The following is a 15,183-nucleotide window of genomic DNA, read 5'->3' as shown; positions in this document are numbered from 1 at the left end:
ACGGGGACCAGCCCTTAAGCAGCTTGGGTGGTAGTGGAACGGTCCTGGAAAGGCCGGCCGTAGTGGGTGATAGCCCCGTACACCAAACCGCCCTTGTTGTGAAATCGAGTAGGACGGGACACGTGATATCCTGTCTGAACATGGGGGGACCATCCTCCAAGGCTAAATACTCCTGACTGACCGATAGTGAACCAGTACCGTGAGGGAAAGGCGAAAAGAACCCCTGTGAGGGGAGTGAAATAGAACCTGAAACCGTGCACGTACAAGCAGTGGAAGCCGACTTGTTCGGTGACTGCGTACCTTTTGTATAATGGGTCAGCGACTTACTTTTAGTAGCAAGGTTAACCGTATAGGGGAGCCGTAGGGAAACCGAGTCTTAACTGGGCGTTGAGTTGCTAGGAGTAGACCCGAAACCCGGTGATCTAGCCATGGGCAGGTTGAAGGTTGAGTAACATCAACTGGAGGACCGAACCCACTAACGTTGCAAAGTTAGGGGATGACCTGTGGCTGGGGGTGAAAGGCCAATCAAACCGGGAGATAGCTGGTTCTCCCCGAAAGCTATTTAGGTAGCGCCTCGGACGAATACTACTGGGGGTAGAGCACTGTTTGGACTAGGGGGTCATCCCGACTTACCAACTCCATGCAAACTCCGAATACCAGTAAGTACTATCCGGGAGACACACGGCGGGTGCTAACGTCCGTCGTGAAGAGGGAAACAACCCAGACCGCCGGCTAAGGTCCCCAAGTCCTAGTTAAGTGGGAAACGAGGTGGGAAGGCTCAGACAGCCAGGATGTTGGCTTAGAAGCAGCCATCATTTAAAGAAAGCGTAATAGCTCACTGGTCGAGTCGGCCTGCGCGGAAGATGTAACGGGGCTAAACTAGGCACCGAAGCCGCGGATTCATGCATTGCATGAGTGGTAGGGGAGCGTTCTGTAAGTCTGCGAAGGTGTGTTGTGAAGCATGCTGGAGATATCAGAAGTGCGAATGCTGACATGAGTAACGATAATGGGGGTGAAAAGCCTCCACGCCGGAAGACCAAGGGTTCCTGTCCAACGTTAATCGGGGCAGGGTGAGTCGGCCCCTAAGGCGAGGCCGAAAGGCGTAGTCGATGGGAAACGGGTTAATATTCCCGTACTGACACACATTGCGATGGGGGGACGGAGAAGGCTAGATGGGCCAGGCGTTGGTAGTCCTGGTGAAAGGGTGTAGGCAGTGTGTTTAGGCAAATCCGGACGCACAATGCTGAGACCTGAGACGAAGTCACCACGGTGACGAAGTCATTGATGCCCTGCTTCCAGGAAAAGCCTCTAAGCTTCAGATGTGTGTGAACCGTACCCCAAACCGACACAGGTGGTCGGGTAGAGAATACCAAGGCGCTTGAGAGAACTCGGGTGAAGGAACTAGGCAAAATAGTACCGTAACTTCGGGAGAAGGTACGCTGGAGCGGGTGAAGTCCTTCGCGGATGGAGCCTGAGCCAGTCGCAGTGACCAGGTGGCTGGGACTGTTTATCAAAAACACAGCACTGTGCAAACTCGCAAGAGGACGTATACGGTGTGACACCTGCCCGGTGCCGGAAGGTTAATTGATGGGGTTAGCCGCAAGGTGAAGCTCTTGATCGAAGCCCCGGTAAACGGCGGCCGTAACTATAACGGTCCTAAGGTAGCGAAATTCCTTGTCGGGTAAGTTCCGACCTGCACGAATGGTGTAACCATGGCCACGCTGTCTCCACCCGAGACTCAGTGAAATTGAATTCGCCGTGAAGATGCGGTGTACCCGCGGCTAGACGGAAAGACCCCGTGAACCTTTACTACAGCTTGGCACTGAACATTGACCCTACATGTGTAGGATAGGTGGGAGGCTGTGAAGCGGTGACGCCAGTTGCCGTGGAGCCGACCTTGAAATACCACCCTTGTATGTTTGATGTTCTAACGTTGCCCCCTTATCGGGGGTGCGGACAGTGCCTGGTGGGTAGTTTGACTGGGGCGGTCTCCTCCCAAAGAGTAACGGAGGAGCACGAAGGTTGGCTAAGTACGGTCGGACATCGTACGGTTAGTGCAATGGCATAAGCCAGCTTAACTGCGAGACGGACAGGTCGAGCAGGTGCGAAAGCAGGTCATAGTGATCCGGTGGTTCTGAATGGAAGGGCCATCGCTCAACGGATAAAAGGTACTCCGGGGATAACAGGCTGATACCGCCCAAGAGTTCATATCGACGGCGGTGTTTGGCACCTCGATGTCGGCTCATCACATCCTGGGGCTGAAGTCGGTCCCAAGGGTATGGCTGTTCGCCATTTAAAGTGGTACGCGAGCTGGGTTCAGAACGTCGTGAGACAGTTCGGTCCCTATCTGCCGTGGGCGTTGGATGATTGAGGGGGGTTGCTCCTAGTACGAGAGGACCGGAGTGAACGAACCGCTGGTGTTCGGGTTGTCATGCCAATGGCACTGCCCGGTAGCTAAGTTCGGAATCGATAACCGCTGAAAGCATCTAAGCGGGAAGCGAGCCCCGAGATGAGTCATCCCAGAGGTCTAGAACCTCCTAAAGGGCCGTTTGAGACTAAGACGTAGATAGGCAGGGTGTGTAAGCGCGGTGACGTGTTGAGCTAACCTGTACTAATGACCCGTGCGGCTTAACCATACAACACCCAAGAAGTGTGAGGCCTTGCAGGTCGAGAACGAATTCATCAGGCAGAGAATTGCTCCTGCATTTTCTGCATTGCCGCCATGCCTGGCGGTGAGCTTTTCCGGATTAAAGTTTATGCCTGGCGGCGATAGCGTTGTGGTCCCACCTGACTCCATGCCGAACTCAGAAGTGAAACGCACCCGCGCCGATGATAGTGTGGCAGCTGCCATGTGAAAGTAGGTCACTGCCAGGCACCCAATTTGCTGATATAGCTCAGTTGGTAGAGCGCACCCTTGGTAAGGGTGAGGTCCCCAGTTCGAATCCGGGTATCAGCACCATATCTACAGTTAGTTTTAGCAAGTTTTGTTTGACTGCCATAGCGTTGTGGTCCCACCTGACTCCATGCCGAACTCAGAAGTGAAACGCACCCGCGCCGATGATAGTGTGGCAGCTGCCATGTGAAAGTAGGTCACAGTCAAACATCTATCCCCAAGCCCCGCTGGAACAGCGGGGCTTTTTCGTTTCTCCATTTTTCCAGCTTGCGGTTCGTTCTTGCCCTGTCAGGTTGTCTCTTTAGAGCATGCGTTGATTGCTGTCATGGTGTTTGCTGATCCGTATGCCTTATCATGAGGCTCTGGATGGAGGGAACTGATGTTGACTCGATAAAAGGTGATAGTGATCACCTTTTTATATTAGATTTTGCTGCAAAATGCGGCATAACTCGTATTTTATCTGCAAGTTAACAAGAGGTTACATCTTGTCTGCTAGATAATGCGGTCGCAGTCAGTCAGATTAACAATGTGAGCATAATGAACGACAAAAACGAGCAGATCGACATCAGAGACGTCACCGGGGCGGTGCGTTCCCATCGGCCGACAGATGAAGGCCATATATATGTACGTTCACAGAAGGGCCAATGGCAGCGGTTACGCAAGCTGATGGGCTGGTTTTTCATGCTGTTGTTTGTGGTTGGTCCCTGGTTGAGCTGGGATGGCCGGCAAGCGATACTGCTGGATGTGGAGCATCAGCGCTTTCATATCTTCGCAACTACGATCTGGCCTCAGGATCTGACCTTGCTGGCCCTGTTGCTGATGGTGGCCGCGTTTGGACTTTTCTTTATCACCACTTTCCTGGGGCGGGTGTGGTGTGGTTACCTCTGCCCGCAGACGGTGTGGACTTTCCTGTTTATCTGGTTTGAAGAAAAATTTGAGGGTAGTGCCAATAAACGTAAGCAGTTGGACAAATCGCCTTTAAATTTCAACAAGATATGGAGAAAAGGGGCCAAGCATACCGCCTGGCTGGCTATTTCGCTGTTCACCGGCTTTACCTTTATCGCTTATTTTGTGCCGGTAAAAGAACTGGCCATAGGGTTGCTGACCTTGTCAACCAGCTTCTGGGTCGGTTTCTGGGTTCTGTTCTTTGCCTTCTGTACTTATGGTAACGCAGGGTGGATGCGCACCATAATGTGTACCCATATGTGTCCTTACTCCCGTTTCCAGTCGGCGATGTTTGACAAGGATACCTATACCGTCAGCTACGATGTGGAGCGGGGGGAGCACCGAGGGCCCCGTTCCCGCAAGGCCGATCCCAAACAGCTGGGGCTGGGTGACTGTATCGACTGCGACATGTGCGTGCAAGTGTGCCCGGCTGGCATCGATATTCGTGACGGTCTGCAATATGAATGCATTAACTGCGGCGCCTGTGTCGATGCCTGCGATCAGACAATGGAGCGAATGGGGTATGAAAAAGGTCTGATCAGTTACACCACCGAACATAAGTTGCGCCATAAAGAGACCCATGTGGCACGACCCAAGCTGATCGGTTACGGTATCGTCATGGTGGTGATGCTGGCTGCCTTTGGGTACATGGCATCCAGCATTATGCCGATGGGCATAGAGGTTATCCGTGATCGTAACCAGCTCTATCGGGAAACCAATGAAGGCATGGTGGAGAATACTTATACCCTGAAGATCCTTAATAAGACACTGGCAGAAGAAACCTATCTGCTGGCTGTGGAAGGCATGGAAGAGGTGGAATGGATTGGTCCAAGCGAAGTGACGCTGAAAGCGGGCGAGGTACTGAGCCTGCCGATTAGCCTATCTGCGGATCCCTACCTGCTTTCGTCCCCGGTCAAGGACATAACCTTTGTACTCAGTCGCAAAGGGGCAGTCCCAAGTGATGGCAAGGCCCTCCTTCATACCGAGAGTAAATTTTTCAGTGCTCGTTAAACTATACTCAGGCCGCGGATAAATACTGCGGCCTTATACTATTGGAGTGATATGAATTATTACCAGTTGACCCCGGATGTGATCACCGATGCGCTTGCCAGTGTCGGCATTTATGTTGATTCGGGCTTGATGGCGCTGAACAGTTATGAAAATCGGGTCTATCGTTTCAAAAATGACGAGCAGGGTACCCTGGTCGTCAAGTTCTATCGTCCTCAGCGCTGGAGCCGGGAGCAGATACAGGAAGAACATGATTTTCTACTGGCCCTGGCAGAGGCAGGGGTGAGGGTCGCGGTACCGCTGCACCATGAATTTGGCACGCTCTGTGAGTATGAGGGAATATTGTTTGCGGTATGGCCGGCAGTGGCAGGGCGCCAGTTTGAGACTGATAATCTCGATCAGCTGGAAGCGTTAGGAGAGCAGCTGGCCCGGCTGCATCTGGTGGGTGCGCGTAGCGAGTTCAAGTACCGGCCGCAACTCTCCACCGATGACTATCTGCGGCGTGCTTGTGAAGTTTTGGAGCAGCAGGCCGAGATGCCGGTTCGTCTGAGGGGAGAGTTCTTTCCCTTGCTCAAACGCGTCGTCGAGCGAACCACGGAGCTGTATCGCCCCAAAAAACAGCTGATGCTGCATTGTGACTGCCATGCCAGCAATATATTGTGGCGTGACGGCCCCTGGTTGCTCGATTTCGATGATTGTCGTCGGGGGCCTGCGGTTCAAGATCTGTGGATGATGCTCAGTGGCAGCCGGCAGGAGCAGCTGGTGCAGTTGGACACCCTGCTGGCCGGCTATGAAACGGTGCGGGAGTTCGATGCGACCGAACTGGCCCTGATTGAACCGCTCCGGGCCATGCGTATGGTCAACTACATGGCCTGGCTGGCGGCGCGCTGGTCCGATCCGGCCTTTCCCGCCAACTTCCCCTGGTTTAACACCGAGGATTACTGGCAGCAACAAATCAAGGTGCTGACCGAACAGCAGCAGAGCCTGGAAGCGCCGCCTTTGTCCTTGACGTCCTGGAACTGATTACTTAACTTGAAGCAGCCTTTACTGAATAGGATCCTGTATGAAAAAGTTAGTCTTTGCCTTGTTAACCCTGCTGTTGGCGCCGCTGGCCCATGCCGCGCCCGAATTCAAGGAAGGGGTGGAGTATACGGTGGTGAAGGAAACGGCCAGCAGCAAGCCGGAAGTCACCGAATTTTTCTCCTACGTCTGCCCGCATTGCTACAGTTTTCAACCACTGATGAACAAGCTGTCCGAGCGGGTACCGGAGGCTCAGCTCAAGAAAGTACCGGTTTCCTTCCTGGGACGGGAAATGGGGCCTGTGTTACAGCGGGCCTACGGGGCAGCCGTGCTGCTCGGGGTTGAGGATAAACTGACACCGGCCATCTTCGATCAGATCCATCGGCAGAAGAAAATGCCCAACTCCCTGGATGATATCAGGGCAATTTTTGTCGCGCAGGGAGTCGAGCAAAAAGCCTTCGATGGGGTGATAAACAGCTTTGCCCTGAACGGCATGCTTGCCCAGTACGACCGGGCTACCGAAAACTTTAATGTACGCGGCACCCCGACCATCATCGTCAAGGGAAAGTATCAACTCAATATGGGTGAGATTGGCTCAGAAGACAGGTTTTACCGGGTGGTGGAATACCTGTTGGCGGCCGACTGACTCCGGCTGCCAAGTTTGGGGCCAGCCTCTCGGGGCTGGCCCTTTTCGGTTACTGAGGGGGTAAGTTACGCTTTGCCGGCGGCATCAGATGTATGTTGGAAACCGGCTCCTGATAATGGTCGCCCCGGGTCTGCCAATGTTCGGTAGGCAGATGAAACAGGTAGAATTTCTCCCTGTGGGTATCGGTGACGAAGCCCATTCCCTGCAGCGCCAGCTCGTAATGAATGTCCGTGATAAATTCCTGGGTGAAGCGTTGCCGCCCGGACAGGGTGGCGATATCGTTCTTGGTGAAATAGACCCCGGACCTTACTTCCCTGAAGCGTTCATGCAGCCAACCGGCAAACTCCTTGGCACTCTTCATATTGATTTCCCTGTCAAACGGTGACCGTTTCCTTAAGGTAGAGCAGTTTTTCCGTCTTTGCAGCCTCATTGCTGCAGCCGGTGCAGCAGCCTGTCCATGGCCCTGTAGCCCAATGCCTCTATCAGGTGGGGCCGGGCAATGGCCGGCTCGCCGGCCAGATCGGCAATGGTGCGGGCTACCCGGATCAGCTTGTGCCAGGCCCGGATCGACAATTTCATCTGGTGCAGGGCCTGCTCGAGAAAGAGGGCGTCCTCCCGGGCCAGGGGGCAGAACCGGTCCAACTCGGACGTGCCGAGCCGGGCATTGGTCTTACCGGCCCGCGCCAGCTGCCTGGCACGGGCGTTTAGCACCCTGGAGCGTACCGCCGCCGAATTTTCTCCCGGGGGACGAGAACGGCTGAGCTCACCGGGCGGCAGCAGCGGGATTTCTACCGACAGATCGAAGCGGTCGAGGAAAGGGCCGGAGATTTTGCTTAAATAACGCAGTATCTGCTCGGAAGAACTGCGACTGCGGCCGTCTTCATAATGTCCGCAAGGACTCGGATTCATGGCCCCGATCAACTGGAAGCGGGCGGGGAAGGTGACCCGGTGGGCGGCGCGGGAAATGGACACGCAGCCGGTTTCCAGCGGCTCGCGCAGAGCATCCAGTACCCGCCGCTCGAACTCGGTCATTTCATCGAGAAACAGCACACCATTATGGGCCAGGGATATTTCTCCCGGTTTGGGATAACTGCCGCCGCCCACCAGGGCAACGGCCGATGCCGAGTGATGAGGCTGTCTAAAGGCCCGTAGCAGCCAGCGCTCGGGATCCAGCCCCATACCGCTGATGGAGCGAACAGCGGCGGTTTCCAGTGCTTCTTCTTCCGTCATGGGGGGCAATAGCCCGGGCAAACGACTGGCCAGCATGCTCTTGCCGGTTCCCGGTGGCCCGAGCAGCAGCAGATTGTGTTCTCCGGCCGCGCTGATCTCCAGCGCCCGTTTACCGCTTTCCTGTCCGATCACATCGCTGAGATCTGTTGCATCGATTTTGTGATCTGGGATGACCGGCTCGGGTGCGGTCAAGTCTCCCTGTTGCTGTAACCAGGCGGTAATGGCCAGTAGATGGGGGGCGAGCCGGGCGGGGCTGGGGATGATGACGCCGGCTTCGCTGCCGTTGTCGCTGGGCAGCACCAGTTGTCGTTTGCTGTCACGGGCCGCCAGTACGGCCGGCAACGCGCCCCTGATGGGACGCAGTGCGCCGGTGAGGGCCAGTTCCCCCAGGAACTCCAGCTGCTCCAGCATGGCCGAGGGGAGCTGTCCTGAGGCGGCCAGCACGGCGATGGCGATGGGCAGATCGAAGCGCCCGCCTTCCTTGGGCAGATCGGCTGGGGCCAGATTGACGGTGATGCGTTTGGCCGGGAACTCAAAACCCGAGTTGAGCAGGGCGCTGCGCACCCGATCGCGGGCCTCCTTGACGGTGGTTTCCGGCAAGCCGACGATATTGAATGCCGGCAGGCCGTTGGCCAGGTGGGCCTCAACGGTGACCAGCGGGGCGGTGACGCCCAGGCTGGCGCGAGCAAAAACAACGGCGAGTGACATCCCGGTCTCCCTGATATTATATTTTAGTAAAATTGTTTTTATTGGTTTTTAATTCCATCTCTTTTTGACCCTGAATCACCCTTTATTTTATTTTGTGAACAATAAAGTCTTGTCTAGTTTAGGTCATCATGCTAGTTCTATAGGGCAGTTGGGTCGGACGTTCCGAATCCCCCTAATTTTTATGGTCGGTATATGAATCTGTTCGTACGTTTCGTCAGCATTATCGTGGTCCTAGTGGTGATTATTAAATCACCGCTCGGGGCGCTGTGGTCTGACGAAAAGTAGAACAACCGGCAGACAACAACGCAAAACCCCCGAGCCAACCGCTCGGGGGTTTTTTTTTAAACCGGCTTTGGCAGCAAAACAGGGACAGCAACGAAGATGAATGGCGCACAGTACATTGTTCAGGCATTAAAACAACAGGGGGTAACCCAGATATTCGGTTATCCCGGCGGCGCCATCATGCCGCTCTACGATGCCCTCTACGACGGCGGAGTCGAGCACCTGCTGTGTCGTCATGAACAGGCGGCCGCCCTGGCGGCGGTAGGCTATGCCAGAGCCAGTGGTCAGGTAGGGGTGTGCATGGCCACTTCGGGCCCCGGTGCCACCAACCTGATCACCGGTCTGGCCGATGCCATGCTTGACTCCATTCCCTTGGTGGCCATCACCGGCCAGGTGCCGATGGCGGCGATCGGCACCGATGCCTTTCAGGAAGTGGACGTGCTGGGCATGTCCCTGTCCTGCACGAAGCATTCCTATTTGGTGGAAAACGTCGAGGATCTTGGCGCCATCATCGCCGAAGCTTTCGAAGTCGCCCGTTCCGGCCGGCCTGGCCCCGTATTGATTGATGTGCCCAAAAATATCCAGGTGGCACTGGTTGAACCCACACCGACGGCTCCTGTTGAATTCGAAGTCAATGCCCTGGATCAGGAAGCGCTGGAGCAGGCCAGGGCCCTGCTGGCCGCGGCCAGCAAGCCGGTGCTCTACGTGGGTGGCGGGGTCGGCATGGCCGGCGCCGAGGCAGAATTACGTGCTTTTGCCCGTGGTTGCCGGTTGCCGGCCGTGACTACCCTCAAGGGCATCGGCACTCTGGATCCGGACGATGAACTGTTTTTGGGCATGCTCGGCATGCACGGCACAAAAGCCGCCAATTTGGCTGTTCAGCAGAGCGATCTGCTAATTGTGGTCGGTGCCCGTTTCGACGACAGGGTCACCGGCAAACTGGACGCCTTTGCCGTCAACGCCAAGGTGATCCACCTGGACAAGGACGCCGCCGAATTCGGCAAGGTGCGCCACGCCCACGTGGGTATGGATGCCGAGTTGCAGCAAGTGTTGCCCCTGCTGGGTCAGGGGGAACTGGACATCGGTGACTGGCGTGACCGGTGTCGGCGGCTCAAGGCCGCTCACGGCTGGCGTTACGATCACCCGGGCGAGGCCATCTACGCGCCGCTGATGCTTAAACAACTGAGCGAGGCCCTGGACGACACCGCCATGGTCAGCTGCGACGTGGGCCAGCACCAGATGTGGGTGGCCCAGCACATGCGTTTTACCAGCCCGCGAAACCACCTGAGCAGCGCCGGGCTGGGCACCATGGGCTTTGGCCTGCCCGCCGCCATCGGCGCCAGGCTGGCCCGGCCGGAGCACACTTCGGTGCTGGTGTCCGGCGACGGCTCTTTCATGATGAACGTGCAGGAGCTGGGTACCCTCAAGCGGGCCCAGCTGCCGGTGAAGATGGTACTGCTCGACAACCAGCGCCTCGGCATGGTGCGCCAGTGGCAGGAGTTGTTCTTCGACGGTCGCTACAGCGAAACCATCCTTACCGACAACCCGGATTTCGTGGCCATGGCCGCCGCCTTCGATATTCCCGGTGAAACCATCACCCGCAAGGAAGAGGTCGAGCCGGCCATCCGGCGGATGCTGGCGACCGATACTGCCTACCTGTTACACGTTCGTATTTCAGAGGAAGAAAACGTCTGGCCCCTGGTGCCGCCGGGCGTCGCCAATGACCAGATGATGGAGAGACAAGCATGAACCAGCACAATTTGCACATTGAAACCCAGTTCCGCCCGGAAGTGCTCGAGCGGGTGCTCCGCCTGACCCGCCACCGCGGATTCCGGGTGGATGACATGGAAATGTCCACCTCGGCCGATTGTCAAAGCGTTAATATTAGGGTTACTGTCAGTGGCGAAAGGCCTATCCAGTTGTTAAGTCGCCAGCTTGAAAAACTGATGGACGTGACCCGTGTCGAGGCGCAGGTACTTGAACAACGACTCAGAAAAACGGCTTGAGGAACATAATAATGTCTACCGCTAAATACATCTGGTTCAATGGTGATATGGTGCCCTGGGACAAGGCCCAGGTGCATGTGATGAGTCACGCCCTGCATTACGGCTCTTCGGTATTCGAGGGGATTCGGGCTTACAATACCCCCGAAGGGCCGGTGATCTTCCGTCTGGAAGAGCACGTGCAGCGGCTGTTCGACTCCGCCAGGATCTACCGGATGAACATCCCCTACACCAAGGCTGCGTTGATGGATGCCTGTCGGGAGGCGGTGGCCAAAAATGAGCTGAACAGCGCCTACCTGCGGCCGCTGGTGTTTATCGGCAATGTCGGCATGGGCCTGAATGCCCCCAAGGACGTGCCCTGCGAGGTAATCATCGCCGCCATTCCCTGGGGCGCCTACCTGGGCGAAGAGGGGCTGGAAAACGGGGTGGACGTATGCGTGACTTCCTGGAACCGGCTGGCGCCCAACACCATGCCCACCGGCGCCAAGGCCGGCGGCAACTACCTGTCTTCCCAACTTATCTCCGGTGAAGCCAAGCGCCATGGCTATTCCGAGGGCATTTCCCTGGACGTGCACGGCCACCTGAGCGAAGGGGCCGGCGAGAACCTGTTCCTGATCAAGAACAAGGTGCTTTATACCCCGCCGGTCACCGCCTGTATCCTGCCCGGCATCACCCGCGATACCCTGATGACCCTGGCCCGCGAGGCCGGTTACCAGGTGCGGGAAGAGGCGATTGCCCGCGAGGCCCTGTACCTGGCCGATGAAATGTTCATGACCGGTACCGCCGCCGAGGTGACCCCGGTGCGCAGCGTGGATGGTATCACCCTGGGTGAGGGCAAGCGCGGCCCGGTGACCGCCGAGCTGCAGCAGGCTTTCTTCGGTTTGTTCGACGGCAGCACCCGGGATAAATGGGGCTGGCTCACCCCGGTAAAAGATTAAGCACAGATGGAGAAGGGGCGCCGCAGGCGTCCCTGATTTTCTCACGTAATTTCAGGAGTGAAAGCAATGCCAAGGTATCGTTCAGCCACCACCACCCACGGCCGCAACATGGCCGGCGCCCGCGCCCTGTGGCGCGCGACCGGCATGACCGAAGAAGATTTCGGCAAGCCGATCATCGCGGTGGTGAACTCGTTCACCCAGTTCGTACCCGGCCACGTGCACCTCAAGGATCTGGGGCAGCTGGTGGCCCGGGAAATCGAGGCTGCCGGCGGAGTGGCCAAGGAATTCAACACCATAGCGGTGGACGACGGTATCGCCATGGGCCACGGCGGCATGCTCTACAGCCTGCCCAGCCGGGAGCTGATCGCCGATTCGGTGGAGTACATGGTCAACGCCCACTGTGCCGACGCCATGGTGTGTATCTCCAACTGCGACAAGATCACCCCGGGGATGCTGATGGCGGCCCTGCGCATCAATATTCCGGTGATCTTCGTCTCCGGTGGCCCCATGGAAGCCGGCAAGACCAAGCTGTCCGATCAGATCATCAAGCTGGATCTGGTGGACGCCATGATCCAGGGCGCCGATCCCACGGTGTCCGATGAACAAAGCGAACAGATCGAGCGCAGTGCCTGCCCCACCTGTGGTTCCTGCTCCGGCATGTTCACCGCCAACTCCATGAACTGCCTGACCGAGGCTCTGGGGCTGTCTCAGCCCGGCAACGGTTCCCTGCTGGCGACCCACGCCGATCGGGAGCAGTTGTTCAAGACCGCCGGTCATCGTATCGTCGAGCTGACCAAGCGCTACTACGAGCAGGACGATGCCTCGGCCCTGCCGCGCAACATCGCCACCAAGGCGGCGTTCGAGAATGCCATGGTGCTGGACATCGCCATGGGCGGCTCCACCAATACCGTACTGCACTTGCTGGCCGCGGCCCAGGAAGCGGATGTGGACTTCACCATGGACGATATCGACCGGCTGTCGCGTCAGGTGCCCCAGCTGTGCAAGGTGGCGCCTTCCACCCAGAAATACCATATGGAAGACGTGCACCGGGCCGGTGGCGTCATGGGCATACTGGCCGAGCTGGCCCGGGCCGGCCTGCTGAAGACCGAAGTCCCGACCGTGCTGGGCATGACCATGGCCGACCAGTTGGCCCGCTACGACGTCATGGTGACTTCCGACGAAGCGGTGAAAACCATGTTCCGTGCCGGCCCGGCCGGTATCCGCACCACCAGGGCCTTCAGCCAGGACTGTCGCTGGCCGACCCTGGATGACGACCGTGCCGAGGGCTGTATCCGCAGCATTGATCACGCCTACAGTCAGGAAGGTGGCCTGGCGGTACTGGCCGGCAACCTGGCCTTGGACGGCTGTATCGTCAAGACCGCCGGTGTGGCCGACGATAACCTGACTTTCCGTGGTCCGGCTCGGGTCTACGAGAGCCAGGACACCGCCGTGGCCGGTATCCTTGGCGGCGAGGTCAAGGCCGGGGAAGTGGTGGTGATCCGCTACGAAGGCCCCAAGGGTGGCCCCGGCATGCAGGAAATGCTCTACCCCACCACCTACCTCAAGTCCATGGGCCTGGGGACCCAGTGCGCCCTGATCACTGACGGCCGCTTCTCCGGCGGCACCTCCGGCCTGTCCATCGGTCACGTATCGCCCGAGGCGGCCAACGGCGGCACCATCGGCCTGGTGCAGGACGGTGACATCATCGACATCGATATTCCGGGTCGCAGCATAGTGCTGGATGTGCCGGAAGCCGAATTGGCTGTTCGCCGTGCCGCCATGGACGCCAAGGGTGAGCAGGGCTGGCGGCCGATCGACCGCGAGCGGGAAGTGTCCTTTGCCTTGCGCGCCTACGCCTCCCTGGCCACCAGTGCCGACAAGGGTGCGGTGCGCGATCGCAGTAAGCTGGGAGGTTGAGGACGATGGCACAACCGGCATTGAAAGACGCCGCCGTTCCCCGTTCGGCGGCCGAATACTTGCGCAGGATCCTGCTGTCTCCGGTGTATGAGGCGGCACGGGTGACGCCGCTGTCGCCGCTCAAGAAAATTTCCGAGCGGTTGGGACATCATGTTGCGCTCAAGCGCGAAGACATGCAGCCGGTGCACTCTTTCAAGCTGCGGGGTGCCTACAACAAGATTGCCCAGCTCAGCCCCGAGCAGCAGCAGAAGGGCGTCATCGCCGCCTCCGCCGGCAACCATGCCCAGGGGGTGGCCCTGTCCGCCGCCAAGCTGGGCATCGATGCCACCATAGTGATGCCGGTGGTGACCCCCGATATCAAGGTGGAGTCGGTGCGCCGTTTCGGCGGCCAGGTGGTGCTGCACGGCAACAACTTCGACGAGGCTTACGCCCATTGCCTGGAGCTGGCCAAGGCCCGGGGCCTGACCCTGATCCCGCCCTTCGACGACGAAGACGTGATCGCCGGTCAGGGCACCATCGGTCGTGAACTGCTGGAACAGGATACCCACCTGACCCATGTGTTTGTGCCGGTGGGCGGCGGCGGCCTCGCCGCCGGGGTGGCGGTGTATATCAAGCAGTTGCTGCCCCAGGTCAAGGTGATCGGGGTCGAGGCCGAGGGCTCCGCCTGCCTCAAGGCGGCGCTCAAGGCCGGTGAGGTCGTGAGCCTCGACCGGGTCAGCATGTTCGCCGACGGGGTGGCGGTGAAGCGAATGGGTACCGAAACCTTCCGCCTGTGTCAGGAATACCTGGACGGGGTGGTGACCGTCAGCTCCGATGAGATCTGCGCCGCGCTCAAGGATATCTTCGAGGACACCAGGGCCATCGCCGAGCCGTCAGGGGCCTTGTCGCTGGCCGGGCTGAAGAAGTACAGCCAGGCCGGGGACTATTCCCACGCCCGCATGGCGGCCATTCTCAGCGGGGCCAACGTCAACTTCCATTCCCTGCGTTACGTCTCCGAGCGCTGCGAGCTGGGCGAAAAGCGGGAAGGGGTGCTGGCGGTAACCATACCGGAGCGCAAGGGGGCCTTCCTGGAGTTCTGCGAGGTGTTGGGCAACCGCATGGTGACCGAGTTCAACTACCGTTACTCTTCGGAAGACAAGGCGGCCCTGCTGGTGTCGGTGCGCCTGTCCGACGGCGAGAGGGAACTGGCGCAGATCATGGCGGAGCTGGAGCAGGCCGGGTATCCGGTGGCCAACATGACCGACAACGATCTGGCCAAGTCCCATGTACGCTACATGGTCGGCGGCCGGCCGCCCAAACCGTTGCAGGAGCGGTTGTACAGCTTCAAGTTCCCGGAGCAGCCGGGGGCGCTGATGCGCTTCCTGCATACCCTGGGTACCCGCTGGAACATCAGCCTGTTCCACTATCGTAACCACGGCGCCGAATACGGCCGGGTGCTCTGTGCCTTCGAGCTGCCCGACGCGGATCTGGCGTCGTTCGAGAGCCACCTGGCGGAACTGGGTTACACCTGGTACGACGTCACCCAGGATCCCGCCTACCGGTTTTTCCTGGCGCATTAAACCGAGGGCTCCCGATGGGGGCCCTCTGCTTGAG

The 15,183-nt window shown here is 58.3% G+C and carries 10 protein-coding genes, 1 tRNA gene and 3 rRNA genes (1 of these 14 running past the window's edge); 12 read left to right on the top strand and 2 right to left on the bottom strand.

What is annotated here, in order from left to right:
- The 7 genes from ACEVBK_RS19430 to ACEVBK_RS19400 all read left to right on the top strand — a co-directional run.
- A 23S ribosomal RNA gene (locus ACEVBK_RS19430) occupies window positions 1-2,636 on the top strand; it begins 254 nt to the left of the window's first position.
- A 123-nt stretch (window positions 2,637-2,759) separates the two neighbouring features.
- Window positions 2,760-2,874, top strand: a 5S ribosomal RNA gene (gene rrf / locus ACEVBK_RS19425).
- A gap of 9 nt (window positions 2,875-2,883) precedes the next feature.
- Window positions 2,884-2,959: transfer RNA gene (locus ACEVBK_RS19420), tRNA-Thr, on the top strand.
- A 28-nt stretch (window positions 2,960-2,987) separates the two neighbouring features.
- Window positions 2,988-3,102 (top strand): 5S ribosomal RNA (gene rrf / locus ACEVBK_RS19415).
- Window positions 3,103-3,430: 328 nt separating this feature from the next.
- Window positions 3,431-4,849, top strand: a complete 1,419-nt coding sequence (gene ccoG, locus ACEVBK_RS19410) for a cytochrome c oxidase accessory protein CcoG (protein ID WP_375056519.1) — start codon at window positions 3,431-3,433, stop codon at window positions 4,847-4,849.
- 51 nt (window positions 4,850-4,900) lie between these two features.
- On the top strand, window positions 4,901-5,869 hold the full coding sequence (locus ACEVBK_RS19405; RefSeq protein ID WP_375056518.1) for a serine/threonine protein kinase: 969 nt from the start codon (window positions 4,901-4,903) through the stop codon (window positions 5,867-5,869).
- A gap of 40 nt (window positions 5,870-5,909) precedes the next feature.
- On the top strand, window positions 5,910-6,512 hold the full coding sequence (locus ACEVBK_RS19400) for a thiol:disulfide interchange protein DsbA/DsbL (RefSeq protein ID WP_375056517.1): 603 nt from the start codon (window positions 5,910-5,912) through the stop codon (window positions 6,510-6,512).
- Window positions 6,513-6,561: 49 nt separating this feature from the next.
- Here ACEVBK_RS19400 and ACEVBK_RS19395 read toward each other — a convergent pair whose 3' ends face one another.
- Together ACEVBK_RS19395 and ACEVBK_RS19390 are read right to left on the bottom strand one after the other, a co-directional pair.
- On the bottom strand, window positions 6,562-6,873 hold the full coding sequence (locus ACEVBK_RS19395; protein ID WP_375056516.1) for a hypothetical protein: 312 nt from the start codon (window positions 6,871-6,873) through the stop codon (window positions 6,562-6,564).
- A gap of 65 nt (window positions 6,874-6,938) precedes the next feature.
- Complete coding sequence (locus ACEVBK_RS19390; RefSeq protein ID WP_375056515.1) at window positions 6,939-8,450, bottom strand: YifB family Mg chelatase-like AAA ATPase; 1,512 nt, start codon at window positions 8,448-8,450, stop codon at window positions 6,939-6,941.
- A gap of 381 nt (window positions 8,451-8,831) precedes the next feature.
- Between ACEVBK_RS19390 and ilvG the strand changes: the two genes are divergently transcribed.
- The 5 genes from ilvG (at window position 8,832) to ilvA (ending at window position 15,149) form a co-directional block, all read left to right on the top strand.
- Window positions 8,832-10,481, top strand: coding sequence for an acetolactate synthase 2 catalytic subunit (gene ilvG / locus ACEVBK_RS19385; protein WP_375056514.1), 1,650 nt, complete (start codon window positions 8,832-8,834; stop codon window positions 10,479-10,481).
- Complete coding sequence (gene ilvM / locus ACEVBK_RS19380; protein WP_375056513.1) at window positions 10,478-10,738, top strand: acetolactate synthase 2 small subunit; 261 nt, start codon at window positions 10,478-10,480, stop codon at window positions 10,736-10,738. Before ilvG ends, ilvM begins: the two co-directional genes overlap by 4 nt.
- An 11-nt stretch (window positions 10,739-10,749) precedes the next feature.
- Window positions 10,750-11,673, top strand: a complete 924-nt coding sequence (locus tag ACEVBK_RS19375) for a branched-chain amino acid transaminase (RefSeq protein ID WP_375056512.1) — start codon at window positions 10,750-10,752, stop codon at window positions 11,671-11,673.
- 66 nt (window positions 11,674-11,739) lie between these two features.
- Complete coding sequence (gene ilvD, locus ACEVBK_RS19370; RefSeq protein ID WP_375056511.1) at window positions 11,740-13,590, top strand: dihydroxy-acid dehydratase; 1,851 nt, start codon at window positions 11,740-11,742, stop codon at window positions 13,588-13,590.
- Window positions 13,591-13,595: 5 nt separating this feature from the next.
- The gene (ilvA, locus tag ACEVBK_RS19365) at window positions 13,596-15,149 is read left to right on the top strand and encodes a threonine ammonia-lyase, biosynthetic (protein WP_375056510.1); all 1,554 of its coding nucleotides are present in this window, start codon (window positions 13,596-13,598) and stop codon (window positions 15,147-15,149) included.
- The last annotated feature ends 34 nt before the right edge of the window (window positions 15,150-15,183 follow it).

Source organism: Zobellella sp. DQSA1 (assembly GCF_041950555.1).
Classification (GTDB): Bacteria; Pseudomonadota; Gammaproteobacteria; order Enterobacterales; family Aeromonadaceae; genus Oceanimonas.
Note: the sequence above shows the minus strand (reverse complement) of the source record. Positions and strands in the feature narration are given on the sequence as shown.

Bases quoted from the DNA above. Each gene is read 5' to 3' on its own strand.
- ilvD (WP_375056511.1), top strand. From the start codon at position 11,740: ATGCCAAGGTATCGTTCAGCCACCACCACCCACGGCCGCAACATGGCC.
- ACEVBK_RS19400 (WP_375056517.1), top strand. From the start codon at position 5,910: ATGAAAAAGTTAGTCTTTGCCTTGTTAACCCTGCTGTTGGCGCCGCTG.
- ACEVBK_RS19405 (WP_375056518.1), top strand. From the start codon at position 4,901: ATGAATTATTACCAGTTGACCCCGGATGTGATCACCGATGCGCTTGCC.
- ilvA (WP_375056510.1), top strand. From the start codon at position 13,596: ATGGCACAACCGGCATTGAAAGACGCCGCCGTTCCCCGTTCGGCGGCC.
- ilvG (WP_375056514.1), top strand. From the start codon at position 8,832: ATGAATGGCGCACAGTACATTGTTCAGGCATTAAAACAACAGGGGGTA.
- ccoG (WP_375056519.1), top strand. From the start codon at position 3,431: ATGAACGACAAAAACGAGCAGATCGACATCAGAGACGTCACCGGGGCG.
- ilvM (WP_375056513.1), top strand. From the start codon at position 10,478: ATGAACCAGCACAATTTGCACATTGAAACCCAGTTCCGCCCGGAAGTG.
- ACEVBK_RS19390 (WP_375056515.1), bottom strand. From the start codon at position 8,450: ATGTCACTCGCCGTTGTTTTTGCTCGCGCCAGCCTGGGCGTCACCGCC.
- ACEVBK_RS19375 (WP_375056512.1), top strand. From the start codon at position 10,750: ATGTCTACCGCTAAATACATCTGGTTCAATGGTGATATGGTGCCCTGG.
- ACEVBK_RS19395 (WP_375056516.1), bottom strand. From the start codon at position 6,873: ATGAAGAGTGCCAAGGAGTTTGCCGGTTGGCTGCATGAACGCTTCAGG.